This window comes from Lentibacillus cibarius (assembly GCF_005887555.1).
Taxonomy (GTDB): Bacteria; Bacillota; Bacilli; order Bacillales; family Amphibacillaceae; genus Lentibacillus; species Lentibacillus cibarius.
The window spans coordinates 2636240-2659154 of record NZ_VCIA01000001.1 but is presented as its reverse complement, the minus strand read 5'-3'; the positions used below and the strand labels follow the sequence as shown (position 1 = coordinate 2659154).

Genomic DNA, 22915 nt, shown 5'->3' with positions numbered 1-22915 from the left:
TGTGTTCTTTCGTGTCGTTTCCAGAACGGTGCTGATCAGGCCCGTTAATTCACCGTCAACACCTACCTGCCATGACTGCAACCTTCTGAAGTACGGTCCGTTGATCCTCACCGTTTATCCGTTGATGTGTGCCGCTAATCCGTCGATGTTCCTTCCTAATCCGTTGATGTGTACCGCTAAAGCGTTGATGTTCCTTCCTAATCCGTTGATGTGTACCGCTAAAGCGTTGATGTTCCTACCTTATCCGTTGATGTGTGACGCTAATCCGTCGATGTTCCACCCTTATCCGTTGATGTGTACCGCTAAAGCGTCGATGTTCAACCCTAATCCGTTGATGTGTGCCGCTAATCCGTCGATGTTCCACCCTAATCCGTTGATGTGTGCCGCTAATCCGTCGATGTTCAACCCTTATCCGTTGATGTATCGAAGCTGGGTGCGGCTGGATTTGGTACTTCTGCTGTCCACAGTAACTGAAGTCTATCATTTTCCAACAACGAAAAAACAGCTTGCCGAAAACCGCTGCAAGCTGTTTGTATAAAGCATTATTTTCCTTATCGTTTTCTTCCCTTTTTCCGTTTGTTGCGGTCGTTCAATTGAATTACGATGCCCTGTACAACGCGTTTATCATCATCAACTTCCCCTTCATTTTCCCACTCATTCAATCCCCACATTTTCAACAGATAAAACAAGGCAAATGAGTAACTGGACAACTGAAGGACTTTTAGCAGCGCACCTGCCAATTGCTGGTCATAAACAGCGGACAGTGCCGGGAGCAGTTCGCCTGCCACGTCCATGTAAGCTGTATAAAGTGGATCTTGTACGACCAGTAGAAAAATACCAATCGGCATTAGAAATAGAGCTGTAAAAAATACGTACGCGACCCGCATAAAATAACTGTGGTCGGCTATATCTCTGGATGGCTGAATGATAATCCACCACGTCAGAAAAGCGAATGTAACTAACAGAACTTCATAGAGAAATTGCAGCCAAGCGTTGGCGTGAATGATATCAAAAATCGATGGAATAAGGAACAACGTAACTAGCCCATTAAACACAACCGCTAGTGGCCAGGGATGAGCAAATATCATCCTAGCAATTTTTGCACGTTTATAGCGCCAGAAAAATACGGACAAATACTCAACCGGCAAACTCAGGATGAAAAGCGGGACTGCAACAAAGGACATGACAGACAGCTGCAGCACAAGCGCACTGATCAAATAATCATCTGCAATGACATCAAACGGCGTTCCTTTCACAAGGTAAAACAAACCAACTGCTATAAAAAAATACGTCTTCTGCTTGTTTGTCACATTGTAATGAGGTGCTTTAATAATTGTGTTGATATACCAATAACAGAGCAGCACCGCGACTACCAGTGTGACCAACCCCACCAGTTCATACCATGCATAATTGGCTAACAAATTACTCAATGTATCATCCCCATTTAATTGGTAGACCACTCTCTTTTATTTTAACAAATTATACGAAAAATTGATACAAATTGATTTTCTTTTGATCTGCCGGCCGAATCCAAGTGTAGTAATGACACGCTCAATTTTGCGTAGCTACTCGATAATCTTCCCAGGATTTAAAATATCATCCGGGTCTAGTGCGCGTTTAATTTTTCGCATTACTAGAAGTGCATCACCATGTTCCTGTTTCTGATATTTTTGTTTGCCGGTACCAACGCCGTGTTCTCCAGTGCATGTACCTCCACGTTCCAAAGCATATCCAACTATTTGCTCGTTGACTTTATTTGCCTTTTCAACCTCGATGGAGTCATTCGGGTCAAGCATGAGCAGAATATGATAATTACCATCACCAACATGGCCGACAATTCCCCCGGAAAGACCTGATGCCTCAACCGCCTTACGCGCATCTTTCACCGCTCCGGCCAGCTCGGAAATCGGTACACAGACATCGGTAACCATCTGTTTTCTGCCCGGATGATTGTGAATAAACGCATATGCGGCATGGTGCCTAGCCTCCCAAAGCTTATTACGGGCGGCTGTATCTGTCTCAAACTCGATCTGCCGGCAATTCATATCCGTCACAATCTCTTCCATAAATTGGACATCATGCTGCAAGCCTGCTTCATTTCCATGGAGCTCCAGAAATAAGGTAGGGACTTCACGATAAGTAGTATCACTGTATACATTCATTTGTCTGATGGCTTCTTCATCAACTAATTCTACTCTGGCAATCGGAATCCCCGCCTGTATGATGGTGATAACAGCATTGACCGCATCATCAACCGTAGAGAACTCAGCCCTGGCAGCCATGATGTGTTCCGGAATTCCCGTCACTTTTAACGTCAGTTCGGTAAAGCAGCCAAGCGTACCCTCCGAGCCAACGAAAAGTCCGTTCAAATTATACCCGGACGACGATTTCTCTGCAAGGTTGCCGGTATGTATGATAGACCCATCCGCCAGTACAACTTCCAAATCACGAACCTGGTCACGCATGATGCCATATTTAACCGATGTTGTTCCGCTTGCATTTGTTGCAGCCATACCGCCTAGTGTCGCATCTGCCCCGGGATCGACGGTAAAAAACAGACCGTATTTTTTTAATTCCTTCTCCAGTTGCGACCGTGTCACACCTGGCTGCACCCTGACCAAAAAGTCATTCTCTCGTACTTCCAAAACACTAGCCATGTTGGCAAAATCAATCGTGATACCACCTTGGTGCGGGATGACACTGGCTTCCAGACTGGATCCATAGCCATAAGGCACAACAGGCATATCAAAGTAAGTGGCCAACTTCATAATCTCGCTTACTTCTGCAGTGTTTTCCGGAAACACGACAACATCAGGCAAATGGGCTTTATGATAAGATTCGTCCGAGCTGTGCTGCTCGAGTATGGTTTCATTCATCGTCACACGGTCCGCTGCCAGCACTTTCTGCAATGCTTCCACTAACTCCATTCGTTTTGCTGTATCCTGCATAAACATGCTCCCCCTTTATTATTAGAAAAACTCAGGCCTAGCCGCGCCCTATAGAGAACGCGGAAGATTTCTTATAAGGTTATCCATATTTTATATTTTCTGACGTTATTAGAAGACACTTGCTTACCTGGCCTGTGATAATTGAATCAGATTTCCGCATGTGTCATCGAAAATGGCAAATGTCACCGGCCCGGAATCGGTTGGCTCAACTATGAAGTTCACATTTCTGTTTTTCATTCGTTCATATTCCGCCCAAATGTCATCCACAACGAACGATATAGCGGGAATCCCTTGTTCATAAATGGCCTGTTGATACGTTTTAGCCGCTTCGTTATCATTTGGCTCCAGAAGCAATTCAACCCCACCCGGATCTTCCGGTGATATAACGGTAAGCCATTTAAATTCACCATCACCAACCGGCATATCCCTCTTTTTCTGGAAACCTAAAACATCTGTATAGAATTGAAGCGCTTTATCCTGATCATCTACAAATACACTTGTTACGTTAATTCGCATGTCCAACCTCCATTCTATTCCATTATAGCAGGAATTTACTTGAATTTTAATGCAATAGTCAATAAAGTCAAAAACTACTAGATGGAGAACAAAGGCGCAAGCGTCCTTGCAGACTAAGAACGCGACGTCCTGTGCGTCGTAGCGACGTACGGACTGCGCCTGCACGTCGCGGGAGATAAAGGACTTTTAAAAAAAGGGTGCCGTCGCTGCCCCAACAGGCAACAACCGCACCATCTACAAATGACCATTCGGCCTTATTATACTTCTACAACCATGGCAATTCCTTGTCCTCCTCCGATACAGAGAGAAGCTATGCCATATTTTTGATTCCGCCGTTTCAGCTCTCTTATTAAGGTGTACAATACTCTCGTTCCACTAGCACCAATAGGATGGCCAAGAGAAATAGCTCCACCATTAACGTTAACCTTATCACGGTCCAGCCCTAATTCCTTTTCGACAGCCAGATACTGGGCAGCGAATGCTTCATTTACTTCAATCAGGTCCATATCATCGAACGTCATTCCTGCTTTTGTAAGAGCTTGTTTCATAGCCGGGACCGGACCAATGCCCATCATGGACGGATCCACCCCTGCAATGCCGTAAGAAACAATTTTCGCAACAGACTTGAGCCCGTGTCGCTGCACGTATCCTCCCCCCTGCGATAACCACAGCTCCCGCACCGTCATTAATTCCACTGGCATTTCCGCCGGTGACAGTGCCATCCTGTTTAAACGAAGGTTTCAGCTTACCAAGTTTATCAACGGTCGTATCTTCCCGGATATGTTCATCCGTATCAACCGTTACAGTTCCCTTTCTAGTAGTTAGTTCGACTGGGGTAATCTCTTCGCTGAACGTTCCATTATTTCTTGCTTCTGCCGCACGCTGATGGCTTAAAGTTGCATACGCATCCTGTTCCTGACGCGTAATAGAATACGCTGCTGCCAAGTTTTCTGCTGTAACACCCATACCAGCGCCGATGTATTCATCTGTTAGCGTTGCCCAGAGCATGTCATCAATTTGTGGTGTTTTCAATTTTGTTCCGAACCGACTCCCTCGCAATGCATAAGGTGCCAGACTCATGTTTTCCACACCACCGGCCAGTGCGACATCACCATCACCCAGCGTGATTGACTGGGCAGCAGAAACAACAGATTGCAGCCCTGAACCGCACAGCCGATTCACGGTCAACGCCGGACTTGCCATTGGGATGCCCGCCTTTAGTGCGATATGTCTCGTGAGGTACGGGGCATTTTGGGCGGAATGAATGACATTGCCCATGACCGTTAAATCGATATCTTCCTCATTCACCCCACTACGCCGGATTGCTTCTTTACTTACCGTTACACCAAGTATTGTCGGATCAGCATCTTTCAAACTGCCGCCGAACGTGCCAAAAGGAGTTCTCGCCCCTTCCAGAATATGTACACTTTCCATTTTCTCTCCTCCAATGATTTTATTGCGCCGTATACCCGCCGTCCAGGACGATTGCTTGACCGGTAACCCCTTTTGCTTTGTCACTGGCAAGGAACATTGTATAATCAGCTATTTCTTGCACTTGCAGCAACCGTTTTTGCGGAACCAATGGATACAGTACTTCCTCAAGCACTTTTTCCACTGGGATATTACGATTTTTCGCCAAGTCCTCAAACTGATTGCGAACAAGCGGCGTATCTACATACCCCGGACACATAGCGTTTACGGTAATGCCATGCTCCGCTCCTTCAAGGGCAGTTACTTTTGTTAATCCAATCACACCATGTTTGGCACTATTGTAAGCAGCCTTGCCAGCAAAACCGATCAGACCATTGATTGAGGCCATATTAATAATTCGTCCAAAGCCTTGTTCTTTCATGATTGGAAAAACATGTTTGGTCGCCATAAACGGCGCGACAAGCATGACGTTGGTTATGAGCTGGAACTTTTCTGTTGGGAACTCCTCCACAGATGCCACATGCTGCAATCCGGCATTGTTGATTAAAACGTCCAGCCTGCCGTATGTTTCGACCGTTTGATCAATCGCTTGTTTAAGTTCTTCCTCATTGGTTACATCACATCTGAGGCCAATGCAACTATAACCTTCATTTACCAATTCATTAGCAACCTGTTCCACTTTGTCCTTATTCTTATCAGACAAAACAACCGTTGCACCGTTTCTAGCAAATGCTGCACCAGTCTCATAGCCAATTCCGCTTGCAGCTCCTGTAATAAACAGACTTTATTATCAACCATTATTCCATTCCTTTCCCGCGCCAAGCATTACCACGTATCGTCTTCTGAAAATAATGATACCAACTTGCACGTTCTCGATCATACGCGCGAGAGGCCAAAAACTTTCGCATGCTTCCCTATTATATCATGAAATGTTTGTGCCATTTTCTACCGGTTCATCTGGCTTCAACAACACAACATCTCCTTCTTCAGGTACACCACCGAGTACCAATACTTCAGATTTGAATCCGGCAATCCGCATCGACGGGAAGTTTACAACACCAACTACCTGACGTCCAATTAGCTGATCCGGTTCATATCTGTTGGTGATTTGCGCGGACGATTGTTTGATACCAATCTCCGTACCAAAATCAATCTCCAATTTAATTGCAGGCTTTTTTGCTTCCGGAAATGGTTCCGCCTTCAAAATAGTTCCAATACGCATATCCAGCTCCATGAAATCTTCAAATGTTGCCATGATGTTCTCCTCCAATTACATATATGATGGATAAAATCCCGATGTGCGACGTTCTGCATGGACACCCGTTTAACACGTTCTATATACGGAAATGTAATTAATTGAAATTTCACCTTATTAATACATTTCGTCACACATGAGCAAACTCCTGCTTTTTTTCCTTATAAAAAGAAAGCATTTAGAATGACAAAAACTTGTTATCATTATATAATAAAAATAAGCATATATTCCTATAAGGGATTCATATGTTTAGCATCAAGACCTATCAGAAAGCGATAAGATCTCTTTCACGATTTGAATTTTCCCGGCATCACATTAAATGCTGTCGGACGATTATAGGAATCATTTACTTTTTTGAGGAGCGGATTATGCATATGAATAACAATATGGCTAAGGGGATGCCAACGTTCATTGAACGGGAACTTGAAACGATTAACGAATTGGTGAAACCAAAGTTAAAAAAGAGTTCCAAGTATACATTCATCGCCATTCCACTGCTCAGTGTGTCCATCATCAACCTATTTTTCATGCTTGTCGTCAATGGCTACACACAGGACATGCTAATTACGATTGGTATCTATGCCTTCGTCGGAGCAGTTGGAGCAGCCTTATATAAAGAGTCCAGACATGTGAATAAAGAAATACGGCAAATCGGGATGGACCACATCATAGAACGAATTAAAACAAGTGAGCACGTCAACGACTATACAAAAGATAAATATATTGAAAGTGTAAAAGCCAAACCTAAATTCAGTATGCAGACCTTCTTCAATTTCTTGTCTGAAGAACAACAGCGGAAGAAAATGATGGAGGATTAATCAACTAACGGAGAACCCCTATATCAGGAGGTTCTCTTTTTTCATTCGCTTGGCTTACCGTCCCGCATCGTTTTCAGCGTGTTATTGATATTCGTCAAGGTTACTAAAATAAACCCAAGCATGATGAATGTCACTATTTCCCCTGTGAACAACGCAATGATTCCCAGCAAAAATGCATAAAGGACATATTTGAATTCCCACATACGCCTCTTCCCTCCAATACCTTAGATTTTATACCTCTGCGTCCACTGACTGAAATTTTACTTTATCAAATAATCTCGTTGCCCTCAATATTGACAATTGCCTTTTTCAGGCACCGCAATGAAAGGAAATCGCTCCTAGCGAGCGTTTCACTGCTTACAGAACCATTGAGACAATGAGAAGAAAAAAGAAATGAATGACGCTTGAATTCTTTTTAAAATTAAGTATAATATTAAACTAGTAAAAAAAGAAAGGGGCGATACCATTCTTTTAACAACCTCTACTTAACACCTCTACTTGCACATAGTTCGGTTTAGCATGATGCGCATCAATCACGTCAAACATTTTATGCAGGGGGTTTCATGAAGAAAGTTTCAAGAGTTTTCTACGTTACGGTTGCACTCGTTATTATAACTGTTTTTTTTGGTGCTGTTTTTCCCGAACAATTTGAACAAATAACAGGAAACATCAAATCATTTGTAGCCACAAGATTTGGCTGGTATTACATGCTCTTAATGTCAGCTCTCGTCATATTTTCCATTTTCATTGCACTTAGTCCATACGGGCAAATTCGTCTTGGCAAAGACAATGAGGAACCCGATTTCTCCACACCAACATGGGTTGCTATGCTTTTCTCGGCCGGGATGGGAATCGGACTTGTTTTCTACGGAGCTGCTGAACCATTGTCTCATTATATGTCTAATGCACCAACAGCTGATGAAGGCTCTGGAAAGGCATTTAAGGAAGGACTAACATATGCTTATTTTCACTGGGGACTTCATGTTTGGGCCATGTACGGGATTACTGCACTGGCACTGGCATTTTTTCAATTTCGAAAAGAGGAACCTGGTCTAATTTCCTCCACCCTAAAGCCTTTATTCGGTGAAAAGGTGAATGGTCCGCTCGGTAAAGTAATCGATGTGCTTGCTGTTTTCGCAACCGTATTTGGTGTCGCAACATCATTAGGCTTTGGCGCTGTACAAATAAACGGCGGACTGTCACATCTATTCGGACTTGACGTTGACTTTAGCTCCCAATTCATGATTATAGCCGTTGTCACCATACTCTTCCTTATATCAGCGTGGTCTGGCTTAAGTAAGGGAATCAAATATTTGTCAAATACAAATATGGTGCTTGCCATCGTGCTGCTTATCATCGTGTTAGTTGTCGGGCCTACATTGCTGATTTTAAACATGTTTACGGAAACATTTGGCATGTATATGGATTACCTTATTAAGTCGAGTTTCCGTACTTCCCCACTGGAAGGTGACAATCGGGGTTGGCTTGATGCTTGGACCATTTTCTACTGGGCATGGTGGATATCCTGGGCTCCATTTGTTGGCATGTTTATCGCACGTATATCACGTGGGCGTACTGTTCGCCAATTTATGACTGGTGTACTGATTCTACCGACACTAGTAGTATCTATCTGGTATGCGGCATTCGGAACAACAGCAGGTGATGTGCAAAACAGTGGTACTGATTTGACACAACATGCAACGGAACTGGTGCTGTTTAATATGTTTGATCAGTTGCCAATGTCGTTAATCTTATCGGTCGTTGCGATTCTTTTGATTGGATCATTCTTTATTACATCTGCCGACTCAGCAACATTTGTTCTCGGGATGCAATCGACCCACGGTTCGCTTGAGCCGCCAAACGGGATAAAAATTACCTGGGGTATCGCACAATCATCGGTCGCACTCATTCTGCTTTATGTCGGTGGATTGCAGGCGATCCAGAACACCATTATTGTCGCCGCACTCCCATTCTCATTTATCATGATCCTCATGGTTATTGCACTGTTTAAAGCACTTAGCAGAGAATTACAGGTTATCAATCGGAGAAGATAAGCATTGAATTGAAAAGACGAAACCATCCTGCAGACTGTCTTTCTGTGGGATGGTTTCTGTCATTATGTCAACATTTATATCGACCATGCTCAAAAGGCTTGATCAATCCTAAAACAGTTCTTATATAGGGGACTTCCAAATCTACATCCGCTGCTAATCGTACCGCACCACCTTGCAAATGGTCGACTTCAAGCTGCACCCCTTTTCGGCGATCTTTATGCATGGATGAAGTGGCTTCTGGATCGAATGTTCGTATATTCTGAATCGCAGCTTCCACTTCCGCATCCGGAATAGCTTCACCATATGCGTTAGCTAATGACTGCATCTCACGCAAGATCATTTTGACGATATGGAATGTTTCAGCATGCTCACGAATAGGTCCAATCGGCAGGTTCGCGGCTGCAGTTATCCCTGATAGCGCAGTAATAAACATATATTTCTTCCAAAGCTCAAATGAAATATGGTCACTATATTTGGCAACAAACCCAGCTTTCCGTGATAGCCGATCCAACTCGGCACAGATACGTTGCTGTGAAGCCTCCAGCGGTCCAAAAATTAATTGATGGTTCTCGCCAGTATGTTCAACATGCCCCTTATCATTCAAGGTCGCAAATATAAAAGCGAGGCCACCAAGCACACATTCCTTACCAAGCTCGTTCTGCAACGTACGTATATGTTCGATGCCATTCAAGACCGGCAGTACGTATGCTCCTTTTTTCTTGAGCGATTTCAAATAATCCAACGTACCATCCAGATGATAGCCCTTTACACTTACCAGCACGAGATCTGCAGCCTGAATATCGTTCGGATCCGTTACTACTTGAGGGCTCTCTAACTCATAATCCCCTTGCGTACTATTTATTTTCAAACCATTTTCTCTAATCTGCGCTGCTCGTTTTTCCCTTACTAAAAATGTTACATCTGCCCCTGATTCCATCCAACGTCCGCCGAAGTATGCACCTAATGCTCCAGCACCTAATACGACAATATGCAAAAGAAATGACCCTCCTACTGTATTTTCATTAATTTTTAGAATACATTTTATTTGCCTATTTGTCTATTGTATTCGTATGAGCCATTTTTGATGTGGTCCTTAAAAGCAGCTATAATTGTGTACTAGGAACCAAATGCCGGATAACATGTCAAAAGTTTTTTAGATTGTAGAGACAGGAGTTTTCATGGAGTTCAGTTGCACCATGAAAACCCCAAAGGATATCCCTTTGGGGTTTAAGCAGACTTTATTCATTTGTTCACTTTATTTACTAATGGAACCGCAAGCCAGTCGACTGCCGGCGTCTCCGGATGGTTGCGATTTTCCATCATCTGCACCTTCATGTATGACAAGCGCAGTCCCGTTCTCTCCTAAGAGTGAAAGATCATCGTTTTTATCCAAGGTGACATTTTTTAAAAGGAATGTCTGTTCTACGGTGCCATCTTCGCCGACTGCTATATTAGGCATATCACCCGCATGCGGCCCATTCGGGGTATCGAATCCGTGATCAGTATCGCCCGGGTTGAAATGTCCTCCTGCCGATTTAAAGTCCGGTGCCTCGCAGACTCCCTTTTCATGGACATGGAAAGCATGCGTGCCTTTCGGGAGATTCTCGCCCTCAATCGTGACTTCCACACCGTCCGATTCTTCTTCTAACGTCGCAATACCGACAGATTCTTTATCACCATTTTGCAGGTCGACTTGAATCTCTTCGGAATCCTCACTATCATCGTCTTGTTCAACAGCCTTATCTTCCTGATCCGCGTTGTTCTGCGTATTTCCGTTATCATCGTCTTCATTATCACCACATGCCGTGAGAACAGCCACTATGGTTAATAGAAATAGAAGTACAACTACGCGTTTCATTGCAAAACCCCTTTTCAATTACATTGTCACTATAATTGTATACGCAACAGCGTAATGTTAAACATTTTATGTATATTTAGTATAGAAATCCCCCAAGCGCTTTGGTCAGCGCTTGAGGGGTATTGACTCAGGCTTCATTTGTTTAAAGATACAAAATTTAGCGATATAACTTTTGCTGCAAGGTTAAGCCACGTCCGGCTCCGACGTACAGGACGTACTAGTGCCGGCGCCCGCACAGGACGTCGCGTTCTTAGCCTGCAAGGGCGCTTCCGCCTTTGTTTTTAATCCGACTCGTTTGTTTTACTTGTTTTATGAGCAGGAGGTGAAATTAACCAGCCTTTCGCTTTATTCATTTTTAACAATTTCGCGCCCATCTGAGCTTTTTTCATGTGAAATTGGCCGTACATCGCGGCGATATCTTCTCTGATACACTGTCCAATCAGCATACTGTCTGCAACTAATCCTTCAGCAATATCTTTTGAGATGGCTGCTGAAATTTCCGGATCCATGACCCGCGCACCTACTGGGATATCTTCACGATTGGCTTGTGAACGCTCTGGGGGAGCAACAGGCAACCCAACACTGTTTTGTTTCAACAAGCTTTCATTTTCTTCTATGGCAGGTTTAATAACATTCTCCACCATATCCTTAATAAATTCTTTTAGATCCTCATCCCCAGCATGGTTGTAGTACACTTGATAGGCCGTCAATTGTCCCTTAGCTAAAGTTAAAGCCGACCATACACCAAATACTTCACCATAATGCATCGGTTCCTGTTTTTGGTTACCGCTAAACATACCCATCCTTTATAGCCTCCTAAAAATAGTTGTTACGTTGAGTAGGTTAATCGGTATGAGGTTTATTATACATTTAAAAACAAAAATCTTAACTTAATCTTTTGCAACCCGAAATGAACACATAAGACTTGAAAAAATGAAGAGAGCTGGACATATACTACACTAGTTAACTTGTTGGATGAATGATTCGATGTTTTTCAACATATTTGATATATAATGCGACATAATTTTGTATGAGTGTTAAACGACCGCTGCGCAAAAATGAGCAACCAGGAGCTTTTCAAAGACACTAGCATTATTTGCAAAATAAAAATTAAACGAATTTATTGACAAAATGTGCATTTTTGCTATGCTGTATTAATCATAGGTCAGTTAAGGACTACAAAAGGAGGACTAATCATGCTTCCAGATCAAACCATATTGCGTATCCCGGGCCCAACACCTATCCCACCTAGTGTACAGCAAGCTATGAGTCAGCCGATGATTGGCCATCGCAATCAGGAAACAAAAGATTTGCTGCAAACAATTAAACCAAACTTAAAGCCTGTCTTTGGCACCGAACAGGATGTGCTAATACTTGCGGGAAGTGGCACTGCGGGGCTTGAGGCAGCTGTCGTCAACACGGTTCAGCCGGGTGATGAGGTACTAATCATTGTCACTGGTGCGTTTGGTGATCGTTTTGTCCAAATTTGCTCAGAATATCAGATCACATCCCATCGCTATGACGTCGCTTGGGGAGAAGCCGTTTCACCTGAAGCTATCAAGGCATATCTTGCACAACACCCGGAAATCAAGGCGGTTTTCGCCACTTACTGTGAGACATCGACCGGAGTCCTAAACCCGATACCGGAACTTGCTAAGGTCATTCATCAACAAACGGATGTACTGTTTATTGTGGATGGGGTTTCTTGTGTCGGTGGTGTTCAAACAAAAATGGATACCTGGGGAATTGATATTCTTGTCACCGGATCCCAAAAAGCAATGATGCTGCCGCCAGGACTAACATTTGCAGCTGTAAGCGAACGCGCCTGGCATGTCATTAACAAAAATGAGCGGCCATCATTCTATCTTGACTTCAAACGTTATCATGACCAGTCAGCAAACAATTCCACCCCTTTCACACCAGCCCTATCATTATTGTTTGGACTGAAACAAGCACTTGCCATGATGGAAGAAGAGGGGTTAGATCATGTCTACAAGCGGCATCAGACAATGAAAGACATGGCGCGTGCTGCATTCCGGGCATTGAATATACCGCTTCTCACAACCGATGAGGCAGCTTCGCCCACTGTTACAGCGGTCAAACCGGATGACTTTGACCCTGAGGCATTGCGAAAAGTGTTGAAAAATGACTTCGGACTCAGCATAGCGGGCGGTCAAAAGCACCTAAAAGGGAATATCTTCCGCATCGGACATATGGGATACTGTTCACCGGCCGATTTGTTACAGACGATTACTATTATTGAAATAGCCTTACATAAGGTTGGAAAAATGGTTGAATTAGGTAAAGGAACCAAAGCAGCTCAGGAAACGTTGCTCAAAGGAGGAAATTAACGTTGTTTCATATATTGGTAGCAGACCCGATTAGTAAAGAAGGACTGGACGTTTTACAGCAAAATCCGAACGTAACGGTTACAGAGGATACGAACTTATCGCCGGACGAACTGGAAAGCCGTATCGGCCAATTCGATGGACTGCTGGTCAGAAGCCAGACAAAAGTGACACGTCCCATTATTGAAAAGGCGTCCAAATTGAAAATCATTGGCAGAGCCGGTGTAGGCGTCGATAACATTGACTTGGATGCAGCAACAGAACAGGGGATCATCGTTGTCAACGCACCAAACGGCAACACAAACTCGGCAGCGGAGCACACCATGGCCATGACAATGGCACTTTCCAGACAAATACCACAGGCGCACGTGTCGTTGCAGAATGGCAAGTGGGACCGGAAAAAATATGTCGGCGTCGAACTAAAAGGCAAAACCCTTGGTATCATCGGACTCGGCCGTATCGGTACTGAAGTCGCCTATCGAGCAAAGGGACAACGGATGGACGTCATAGCCTATGATCCCTTCCTTACTGAAGAAAAGGCCGAACAGATGGGGGTTACATACGGTACACTGGAAGAGGTTTTACAAGAATCAGACTACATTACCGTACACACCCCTTTATTAAAAGAAACCCGACATATGATTGATGCAAACGCATTTTCCCGAATGAAAGACGGCGTCCACATCATCAATTGTGCTCGTGGTGGCATTATTGAGGAAGAGGCTTTATACGATGCGATTGTTTCCGGAAAAGTAGCCGGCGCCGCTATTGATGTGCTGGAAGAAGAACCCTTCCAGGATCACAAACTTCTAACACTGCCGGAAGTAATAGCCACGCCGCACCTTGGCGCTAGTACAGTGGAGGCACAAGAAAATGTAGCCATTGACGTTTGCCATGATATTATCAGCCATCTGACAGGTGACACAGCGAAAAATCCTGTTAATATACCGTCTGTACCAAGTAATATTCTCAGTCAGATTGAGCCATACTTTCATCTAGCTGAAAAACTTGGTATGTTCCTCATCCACTTAACGGAAGATGTACCGGAAGAAGTGAACATCTATTATTCTGGTGAATTATCGGATGTTAAAATGGCGCCGATTACTCGCAATGCTGTAAAAGGCCTGCTAAAACGGCATCTTGGCACCCATGTGAATGACGTGAACGCCCTATATTTTGCTGACAGAAAAGGTATAACGATTAATGAAAGTAGAACATCAACCGCTAAAGGCTTTACTAATCTGCTAAGCGTTGAGGTAAAAACCAAATCCGGTGTACGCCGTGTCGCCGGCACACTGCTGAATGGACTTGGACCGCGCATCGTCCGTGTTGATCAGTACAGTGTGGACGTTATGCCTGAGGGGCATCTTGTCGTCATCCATCACCAGGATCTGCCAGGCGTCATCGGAAAAATGGGTAGCCTTTTGTCTAAATATCAGATTAACATTGCTACTATGCAAGTGGATCGTTCCGATATTGGCGGCAATGCAATTATGATTCTAACCATTGATAAATATTTAGAAAAAGATGAATTAGCCGGACTAAAACAACTGGAAGAAATCATTGACGTGACAGCGGTTGACCTTTGACAAATTTCTATTAAATCGGATGATGCGGGGTTCATTAAGGATCGGTACACAGGCCAATTCACCCGGGGTTTTAACGACAAAAGTTCAATGAATGACGTTTCACTTTATTGAATTCTCCCCAATTTCCTTGTGATTCAAGTCATTGTTCTATTTCCTTTTTTCAACTATAGTAGCTATAATAATAGTATAGTTAACGTTAAAAGGAGATATACGGATGGACTACCAGGCGGAATTGGATAAAGTAGAGAAAAAGCTGCGCGATATTGAGTTGGCTTTAAATGAATCCTCTATTGTTGCTATTACAGACAGGCATGGCGTAATTACATTTGCCAACGATCAATTTTGCCAAGTCTCCAAATATAGCCGGGAAGAATTGGTTGGAAGCAAACAGCGTATTGTCAATTCCGGTCACCATAGCAGAGAATTTTTTAAAGAAATGTGGCGGACCATCGGAACAGGAAATGTGTGGAAAGGTGAAATCAAAAACAAAGCCAAAGATGGGTCCATTTACTGGGTGGATACTACCATTGTTCCATTTTTAAACGACAATGGAAAACCATATCAGTATATCGCGATACGCCATAATATTACTAAACGAAAACAGTACGAGGAAAATATAGCCCATTTAGCATACTATGATCCGCTCACATCACTACCAAATCGTAATCTATTAAGTAAATGGATCAAAGAACAAGCAGGTAACGATCATAAAAATGTTGCTGTCCTTTTTTTGGATATCGACCGTTTCAAATCAATTAATGATAACTACGGACATCATGTTGGCGATTTTCTCCTGCGAGAAGTAGCTATTCGGTTAAAGAATTCACTGCGTCACTCAGATTTTATATCACGTCAAGGCGGCGACGAATTTATTATTTTTCTTAATGAGGTTAGTAGCAAGCAGACCATTTCCGAAATTGTAAACAAAATTATTACACAAATTAGACTACCCTACCACATTCAGAATCAGCGAATAACTACAAGTGTGAGTATCGGAATAAGTATTGGTAGCCTGCGCGATCAACAGGACGATTACACGAAAGATATTGAAACACTAATCAAGCAGGCTGATACAGCTTTATACCATGCAAAAGCAAAAGGTGGCAATACGTACTGTTTTAATACGGCTAATCAAAATATGAAAGTGAATCGGTATTATCAAATCGAACAGGAATTACGAAAACCGATATTATATGAACAGCTATCAGTTGTTTACCAGCCGCTAATCAACTTGAAGAACAATAAAATAGTTGGTGCCGAAGCGTTATTACGATGGCATCACCCGCAATTGGGAAATGTCACGCCTATAGAATTCATTCCATTGCTGGAAGAATTAGGATTGATTATTCCTGTAGGGAAATGGGTTTTGAGAAGTGTATGTAACCAAATGAAACAATGGCAAGATACGGGTGTTTTTTTGGAGAGAGTGTCTGTCAATGTTTCACCATTACAATTCCAAAACAGCGATTTTTTGCTTGATGTGAAACAAGTGTTAGCAGAAACAGCGATGGATCCCCATTTACTCGAAATTGAAATTACAGAGAATGCGCTTTTAAACATTAATGAATCTTTAAACACGCTATTAGCATTAAAAGAGTTAGGAATTCACATTTCGATTGATGACTTTGGCACCGGTTATTCTTCGTTAAGTTATTTAAAAGAATTACCTATTGATACACTAAAAATTGACAAGTCCTTCATCCAGAGTCTCAATATTGATGGCGAAATCCTAGTCAATACCATTATTAACATGGGTAAAAACTTAAATCACACGGTACTCGCGGAAGGAATAGAGACCAAAGATCAAATGGCCTACCTAAAGAACCAACATTGCCATGAAGGTCAGGGGTATTACTGGAGTAAACCAGTAAATAGTGAGGAAATAGTAAAATTGAAAATGCTTGAGGACGGTTCCACGTTTGAAAAAGACGCTCATTATTAGGAGAAAATCATGGTCATAAGAAAAGTATGCCCCCCTCTTTTTGGTTTAAATATAGGCATACTTTTTTCTTTATTTTACAACGCGATTTCGATTCGCTTTTATGCTGATATGTTAAAAATGGCCGTATTCACGCAACACCTTACCTTAATTGTAATTTTTTCGCCCATTCTTTCTTTGGGATATCCCGATGGTCAAAATTAACCACCTTGGCCTCATCACCTTTTAGGCTGAATGTAATGGTTTCTTCACCATAAGGTGGATTATGCGGACCTTCAAACGTTTGAACTTGAACGGTCACAGTAAACCTATGATTCTGTTCGTCTTTTTTAATTTCAAGAACCTTTTCTAAGCCTCGATACCAAAGTTTTGATTCACCATAATAATCATCAATAGCTTGACTGATTGGCTTAATCAAACGTTCAATCAACGCCTCTTTAAGCAATTTTTTGGGTACGGGAATCCTATCAATTTTCTTTCGGTTTACTTTCATTATTTCCCACATACCATTTTCCCGCTTTTGTATATGATAAAGTACGTTTGTCCCATCTTCTTTCCATAAGTGAACATACCCCTTGTTCCCCTTAATATACATCCTGGGATTCTCCATCCACGTTTGCTCTTTTTGAATAATCCCAAAGTATATTTGGGCAAGTGGCGTAATTTCGTTTCCTAATTGATAGAACGAGCTAAAGGGATATTGCTGATACCCTGTCAAATCAATGTCAAATTCCTCAGCTGTACTAGGAGTCTGTTCCTCTGCATGAACTGTATAGGGCATAAAAACTGTTAATAAACTCATGAAAACGACAATATGTTTTAGACTCACAATCATTCACCTCAAGGATATGTTGCGATTGTTGAGGTCTGTCTATGCACTACTCGTCTCAGGAACAGCTTTTTACAACTGCCAAAAGCTCTTGTAAACGAGTTATTTCATACGTTGGGATGATTTCTTTTGCTTGATCGTGGTGATTGATCCAAACAGATCGCACGCCGGATTCGGATGCGCCCAAAATATCCGTATATAAATTATCCCCCACCATTAATGCTTCGTGTTTTTCAACGCCCAGCAACGCTAACGCATGGTTAAAAATCGATGAATCCGGCTTACCTTTACCGAATGCGCCTGAGATGACGATTTGGTCAAAGTAAGTCCTGAGCTCCGGGGTGATGGTTAATTTTGTTTTCTGCAAATCTGGTGACCCGTTGGTGAGCATGAGCAGCTGGTAGTCGTCTTTCAACTCATCAAGCACGTGAAATGTCTCTTCATACACAAACTGCTGTTTACGACGTTCGGACTGAAATGTTTCGGCAAGTTCAAGTCCAAACGCCGGATCATCAATTCCGAACGCCTGCAATCCCTTCGTCCAGACATCTTTCCGGTAACCCGGCATCAGGCTTTTCAGTTTCGCAGGCATCTCCCCCTCATCATCAAACACACCCCATAATCCTTCAAACGGGCTGATGCCAATCATTTTCGTAAACTCATATGTATCGTAGGTAGCAAACAGCTTGGGGGCAATTCCCTTCACTTCTTGCACAAAAGCTTCGCCGTCCACACCATATCGCTGTGTTGCCTTTTGACCGGAAGCCCGAAATGCCTCGTCAACACTTTTCTCATCCCAGATTAACGTATCGTCCAAATCAAACATAATTGCTTTAAGCATGATACTTCCCCCTTCAATATAATTGTCTAAATTTAAATATAAACTTGGCCTTCTATATTTTTCCTAGCATATGGCCATTTTTATTTTAATTCAGAAATATATTTAACATCTTCCACCACTATTTTTTCAGCATTCGCTGAAGTTTAAGTGGCTTTCTTATATAAAGCTCCTCTACCTATTTATTCTACCATATTTAATAGAAGCTAGCTTGAGAATAAAGTGGTAAGAACCATAAAATGCATACCGGCTCCCATCAATTGTACAAAGCCTTAATAGTAAAAGGATCACTTGTTTATTTCATCGCAATTTGCATACCCTTTAATATTCCTTATCCAAATCATCCTTGGGGTAAAACTTTTCCTCTTGATATCCATTCTTTTGCTTAATTATTTTCCCAACCTCCGAACTGTCAATTCCATGACGGACAGCAACGGTTATGACGAGGTAGGCAATGTAAATAAGTAATGCAAGAAACACTAAATTAATAAGCAGTCCCATAATAAACACCTCCATATATTTCAGTTAATGCAGCAATTCGAGCCATGATACAGGAAAAAGAGAGGTTTCTCCCTCTCTTTTTTAATACAAACTTCCAGATTTTTTGCCAAGTGAAGGTTTGGCTTTGGTATCTTGCACCATTTCAATCTCGATTCCTTGATCAATTTTGCGAGCACTCATCATAGTAAACAGATAAGCCGTTCCGAGCGAAATGATAAGCATCAGTGCAATCCCGGCAGCGACAACCGACCCCGGGCTGGCTGCTTTCCAGGACAAAATAGTATAAACAAAATTTGCCACCATACCAAAGAAGCCTCCAATGGTTTGACTGGCATCCTGTGCTAAGTCTGTTGCCTCAACCGGTATAATCAGCATAACGTATGGAAGTAGCGCTATGAAAAGATACACGTAAGAGATAAGCAGCAATAGAATGGATATGCCAAATTTCAGCCGGTTCTGCGGATTAGACGGATTATATTTTGCCCCAATGGCACCGAGCCACATACCGATACCGCTAATGCCAACCGTAATAACAGCTTTCATGGCGATACCAATAATTAATTGCCATGGTGTCCATCCGAGAATAATACCGATAATAATTTCAATCACCGTTAATAACACAACAGGAAGCAACCAGCTTATCCACAATTTCCCGAATGCGATAGTTTTGCCGGTCAGTGGCAGAACGCGCAAGATCCATACTGATTTCGCCTCTCTGGCAATCGTCGAACTCGCGATTTGCCCATTAAACATCGCATATAGAAACAGTAACACAGCTTGCCCAACCGGCCAGGTTATCTCGTTCGGCCCTTGGATATCACTGAGCCGCGCCCCACCAGACATAGCGCCTAGGGTACCGAACACAAGGAATGCGACAATCGGCATAAACACAAGCCACTCGCGCATGTCGCGCTTAATGGCATACCATTCTTTTTTCCCTACTGCAATCACGGGATGATGCAACTTCGGCCCGGATGTTTTCACTGCCGCTTTCTTCCGTTTCTTACTGCTACCCTCACTTAACTTCACCCATCCTGTTCGGAAACCTCGTTCAACGAGCGTCGAAGTCAGGAGGAAGAAAATCACCGCCAGCACGAGAATCATGATAAATGGCATGAGAAAGCTGATGGATCCGGCAGCCGCCCCAATAATTGCATCACTTGCCCACGTGATCGGTAGCCATTCCGGAAACAACGGCAGCCCAGCGAGAATGGTTTCTGTTAACGGACGGTCGTTCATCATATCCGGAAGCATGAACAATAGGTAAACAAATATTCCTGATAGCACACTCATCACGGTCATAAACTCATTTGCTTTACTTGCCGGAACAATCTGTACCAAAAGCAAATTAAACAAATAGGCAATCGACAAACCAATCACAATCACAGACAGCAGAACGAGCAGTGTGACCGGGTAAAACAATAAATTAGCACCGATGAAGATACCATAAACGACTAATGGCACCATTCCGAGGATAAATACCAATAATGGTACCCCGGCGAAACTCTGCAAATATTTCACCCAGAAAATGTATCTTGTTGGAATCGGCATTGTAAACAGTAAGTTCAAATCCGTTGCAGAATACAGATGTTTAAACACTTGTGGCAGTCCAAGCAAAATAATAAATCCGATTACAAGCAAAAACCCATAGGATAGGATGCCTGCTAAAATCGGCTCTGTAATCGCGTCACCAACCGCCCAAATCCCTTCAGACAGCCAATATAACAGAATAGCAAATACGACAAACAACACAAGGTAGCTGAAATAGTTTTTTCCAGGCTGTGACTTAGCCGTATTCATAAATATTTTCCACTGATTGCGTAACAGAGCCTTCATCATGTCGCATCACCATCATCGGTAATTTCACTGATGATTGCCTGCTGATCCTCGCCACCGGTCAATTCCAGGAAAATATCCTCCAGACTCTGATCAGCGTGACCACCAGACCTTAGTTCGTCCATGGTGCCGAGCGCAATAATATCACCTTCGAAAATAATCCCAACCCGGTCACACATCTGTTCAGCAATCTCCAAAATATGCGTGGATAAAAAAACCGTCATCCCGTGATTACAAAGTTCACGAAGCAGGTTTTTCAGACTGCGTGCACTTTTCGGGTCCAGTCCAACTGTCGGCTCATCCATAAACAGTACGTCCGGTTCAGAAACAAGCGCACCGCAAATCGCAATTTTTTGCTTCATTCCGTGCGAATAGCTTTCAATCAAGTCATTTGCCTGTTCCGTCAAACTGAATACCTGCAGTAACTCTTTCGCTTTGGATTGAAAGTCACTTTTTGGAATTTGAAAGACAGACGCAACAAATTCGAGATAGTCCCATCCGGTCAGCTTTGGATAAATATTAGGCTGATCAGGTACATAAGCAATTTTCTTTTTTGCATCGATGGGATGCTTCCAAATGTCTACACCCTTGATTTCAGCAGATCCGCTTGTTGGCTCCAGCAGCCCCGTCAACATTTTGATGGTTGTCGTTTTTCCAGCACCATTCGGCCCAAGAAACCCGAACAACTCGCCTTTTTGAACCTCGAGATTTATATGCTTAACGGCTTCATGTTTTCTATATGTTTTAGCCAAATTGGCCAATTTAATTGATGTTGTTTCCATTATGATCCCCTTCCAGCATTGGTGCTAAGTCTATTATAACAGAGTTTTTAGGTGAATTATGCCCCTGTTTTGTTGGGGGAAATTTTGACAGGTGCTAGAAACTTCGGGTTATCATTATTTGCTGATACCATTAATTTAATGGGGTGACTGAGCATAACGCTTTCTTTTTGAATGATAAGTACTAAAATTTGGCGTTTTCTTGCTGGAATTTGGCGTTTTTGTACTAAGATCTGGCGTTTTCATATCAGAATCTAGCGTTTCCAACCGTGTATCTGGCGTTTTTATCTAAAAGCGTAAAATATACTGTCTATCCCGCGTCGTTCCCACTGTTTCCAGCTGTTCCTTTTTCAATAATCGCTGTGTAACATATATATCATCCACCATCAAAAATTTTCTCGCTTCACGATTTCTGATTTTGTTACCGAATAACAAGCAGTAGTCTTGCAATGCCGGGATATGCGCATCCTTCGATGTTTCCCCGCACTGGCGGCAAATCCATTTCGCTTTTGTACGTTTCATCGGCAGTGCACCGCATTCCGGGCAAAAGACACCGCGTAAAATTTCTTCACACTTCATTCCAAACTTGTTTAACAGATCAACCTCTTTCGGCGTATGCGCGTCAATCAGTAAGGCAGCTAAATGTTGAAGCTGTTCCTCGGTAAATACTGGCGCATTGTGTTTGTCCGCGAATTCCTCGATTTTTGTAAGTAACTGTTCCTTATAGATAATAGTATCCGAAACAGCCTTATTGTTGGTGATATTTTTTATAATGGTGTTGGAATTGTTGTGGGTAACCAATTTTTCAATGGGAATGGCGGGAAAATCGTGATTCCTCATCCAGCGCAAAAGACGTAAATGCTGCAAATTTACCTGTTCTATATGATTGCCGAGATTTTCTTCTTCACCAGCTTTTGATATACGAATGGCTTGGCCAAATTCATCATATATGACAGTTCCGGATATGTTTTTCGCATCATTAATCAATATAAATTGCGGCGAGATGATGGTGGTGTCCATCTGAAAGCATTCATTTGCATCGCGGATACGTAAATGGTGGAGGATACGATAAGATTCATCTTGGAGGAATCCTAAATGGAAGTCCAGTGATTTTTCACCGTTATAACCGGCACGGAGATTTTTTGCCTTTCGCTTAACTTCCTTCTTTCTACTATGATGTGCAACCAATCGCCGGTTTAATGCTTCTGTTTTCAATACTTCCAGCGGGTAATCGTGGGGTTTTACTATGAGTGCGGAACACAAGCGGAGCACTTCCTTTCTTAATAGACTCCCTTATATATTCACCATCATGACCGTGGATTCCTTCATTTGCCGGGGAAAAATATTGCCGATTTGCATTTTCGCTCTCAACTTTG

Annotated in this window: 20 protein-coding genes and 2 pseudogenes; 6 read left to right on the top strand and 16 right to left on the bottom strand. The window is 42.7% G+C overall.

Annotated features, from left to right (window positions below):
• Nucleotide 1 precedes the first annotated feature (1 nt).
• Nucleotides 2-538, top strand: coding sequence for a hypothetical protein (locus FFL34_RS13055; protein ID WP_138603808.1), 537 nt, complete (start codon nt 2-4; stop codon nt 536-538).
• Between the two features lie 13 nt (nt 539-551).
• On the opposite strand, the gene FFL34_RS13050 is transcribed toward FFL34_RS13055, so the two are convergent.
• From FFL34_RS13050 to csaA, 6 genes and pseudogenes are all read right to left on the bottom strand, one after another.
• Nucleotides 552-1430 carry a cytochrome c oxidase assembly protein gene (locus FFL34_RS13050; RefSeq protein WP_171046370.1) on the bottom strand — a complete coding sequence of 293 codons (879 nt, stop codon included), beginning with the start codon at nt 1428-1430 and terminating at the stop codon, nt 552-554.
• A gap of 135 nt (nt 1431-1565) precedes the next feature.
• Nucleotides 1566-2948, bottom strand: coding sequence for an FAD-binding oxidoreductase (locus FFL34_RS13045; RefSeq protein WP_138603806.1), 1383 nt, complete (start codon nt 2946-2948; stop codon nt 1566-1568).
• Between the two features lie 123 nt (nt 2949-3071).
• The gene (locus tag FFL34_RS13040; RefSeq protein WP_138603805.1) at nt 3072-3464 is read right to left on the bottom strand and encodes a VOC family protein; all 393 of its coding nucleotides are present in this window, start codon (nt 3462-3464) and stop codon (nt 3072-3074) included.
• Between the two features lie 257 nt (nt 3465-3721).
• A pseudogene (locus FFL34_RS13035) lies at nt 3722-4898 on the bottom strand (acetyl-CoA C-acetyltransferase).
• Nucleotides 4899-4917: 19 nt separating this feature from the next.
• Nucleotides 4918-5693, bottom strand: a pseudogene (locus FFL34_RS13030) (3-hydroxybutyrate dehydrogenase).
• Nucleotides 5694-5817: 124 nt separating this feature from the next.
• Entirely contained in the window at nt 5818-6150 is a 333-nt protein-coding gene (gene csaA, locus FFL34_RS13025) for a chaperone CsaA (protein ID WP_138603803.1), read from the bottom strand.
• A gap of 374 nt (nt 6151-6524) precedes the next feature.
• Here csaA and FFL34_RS13020 point away from each other — a divergent pair, with 374 nt between their 5' ends.
• Entirely contained in the window at nt 6525-6968 is a 444-nt protein-coding gene (locus tag FFL34_RS13020; RefSeq protein ID WP_138603802.1) for a YwnF family protein, read from the top strand.
• Between the two features lie 41 nt (nt 6969-7009).
• On the opposite strand, the gene FFL34_RS18295 is transcribed toward FFL34_RS13020, so the two are convergent.
• Nucleotides 7010-7171 carry a hypothetical protein gene (locus FFL34_RS18295; RefSeq protein WP_171046369.1) on the bottom strand — a complete coding sequence of 54 codons (162 nt, stop codon included), beginning with the start codon at nt 7169-7171 and terminating at the stop codon, nt 7010-7012.
• A gap of 360 nt (nt 7172-7531) precedes the next feature.
• Here FFL34_RS18295 and FFL34_RS13015 point away from each other — a divergent pair, with 360 nt between their 5' ends.
• Entirely contained in the window at nt 7532-9022 is a 1491-nt protein-coding gene (locus tag FFL34_RS13015) for a glycine betaine uptake BCCT transporter (RefSeq protein ID WP_138603801.1), read from the top strand.
• A gap of 67 nt (nt 9023-9089) precedes the next feature.
• Here FFL34_RS13015 and FFL34_RS13010 read toward each other — a convergent pair whose 3' ends face one another.
• The 3 genes from FFL34_RS13010 to FFL34_RS13000 form a co-directional block, all read right to left on the bottom strand.
• The gene (locus FFL34_RS13010; protein WP_138603800.1) at nt 9090-10016 is read right to left on the bottom strand and encodes a ketopantoate reductase family protein; all 927 of its coding nucleotides are present in this window, start codon (nt 10014-10016) and stop codon (nt 9090-9092) included.
• Nucleotides 10017-10277: 261 nt separating this feature from the next.
• Nucleotides 10278-10880, bottom strand: coding sequence for a superoxide dismutase family protein (locus tag FFL34_RS13005; RefSeq protein WP_138603799.1), 603 nt, complete (start codon nt 10878-10880; stop codon nt 10278-10280).
• A 281-nt stretch (nt 10881-11161) separates the two neighbouring features.
• Complete coding sequence (locus FFL34_RS13000; RefSeq protein ID WP_138603798.1) at nt 11162-11683, bottom strand: DUF3231 family protein; 522 nt, start codon at nt 11681-11683, stop codon at nt 11162-11164.
• Between the two features lie 393 nt (nt 11684-12076).
• Between FFL34_RS13000 and FFL34_RS12995 the strand changes: the two genes are divergently transcribed.
• The 3 genes from FFL34_RS12995 (at nt 12077) to FFL34_RS12985 (ending at nt 16759) form a co-directional block, all read left to right on the top strand.
• A complete protein-coding gene (locus FFL34_RS12995; RefSeq protein WP_138603797.1) occupies nt 12077-13231 on the top strand; it encodes a pyridoxal-phosphate-dependent aminotransferase family protein in 1155 nt (384 codons plus the stop codon).
• 2 nt (nt 13232-13233) lie between these two features.
• Nucleotides 13234-14817, top strand: a complete 1584-nt coding sequence (serA, locus tag FFL34_RS12990) for a phosphoglycerate dehydrogenase (RefSeq protein ID WP_138603796.1) — start codon at nt 13234-13236, stop codon at nt 14815-14817.
• Nucleotides 14818-15031: 214 nt separating this feature from the next.
• The gene (locus tag FFL34_RS12985) at nt 15032-16759 is read left to right on the top strand and encodes a putative bifunctional diguanylate cyclase/phosphodiesterase (protein WP_138603795.1); all 1728 of its coding nucleotides are present in this window, start codon (nt 15032-15034) and stop codon (nt 16757-16759) included.
• Nucleotides 16760-16898: 139 nt separating this feature from the next.
• Here the strand turns inward: FFL34_RS12985 and FFL34_RS12980 are convergent, their stop codons facing one another.
• The 6 genes from FFL34_RS12980 to FFL34_RS12955 form a co-directional block, all read right to left on the bottom strand.
• Entirely contained in the window at nt 16899-17585 is a 687-nt protein-coding gene (locus FFL34_RS12980; RefSeq protein WP_407656594.1) for a DUF3888 domain-containing protein, read from the bottom strand.
• Between the two features lie 58 nt (nt 17586-17643).
• Nucleotides 17644-18426: an HAD family hydrolase gene (locus FFL34_RS12975; RefSeq protein WP_138603793.1), complete on the bottom strand. Its 783-nt coding sequence runs from the start codon at nt 18424-18426 to the stop codon at nt 17644-17646.
• 318 nt (nt 18427-18744) lie between these two features.
• A complete protein-coding gene (locus FFL34_RS12970; protein ID WP_138603792.1) occupies nt 18745-18924 on the bottom strand; it encodes a hypothetical protein in 180 nt (59 codons plus the stop codon).
• Between the two features lie 81 nt (nt 18925-19005).
• The gene (locus FFL34_RS12965; protein ID WP_138603791.1) at nt 19006-20763 is read right to left on the bottom strand and encodes a putative ABC transporter permease subunit; all 1758 of its coding nucleotides are present in this window, start codon (nt 20761-20763) and stop codon (nt 19006-19008) included.
• Entirely contained in the window at nt 20760-21542 is a 783-nt protein-coding gene (locus FFL34_RS12960; RefSeq protein ID WP_138603790.1) for an ABC transporter ATP-binding protein, read from the bottom strand. The genes FFL34_RS12965 and FFL34_RS12960 overlap by 4 nt, the downstream gene beginning before the upstream one ends.
• Nucleotides 21543-21827: 285 nt before the next feature.
• A complete protein-coding gene (locus FFL34_RS12955) occupies nt 21828-22802 on the bottom strand; it encodes an NERD domain-containing protein (protein WP_171046368.1) in 975 nt (324 codons plus the stop codon).
• Nucleotides 22803-22915 lie beyond the last annotated feature (113 nt).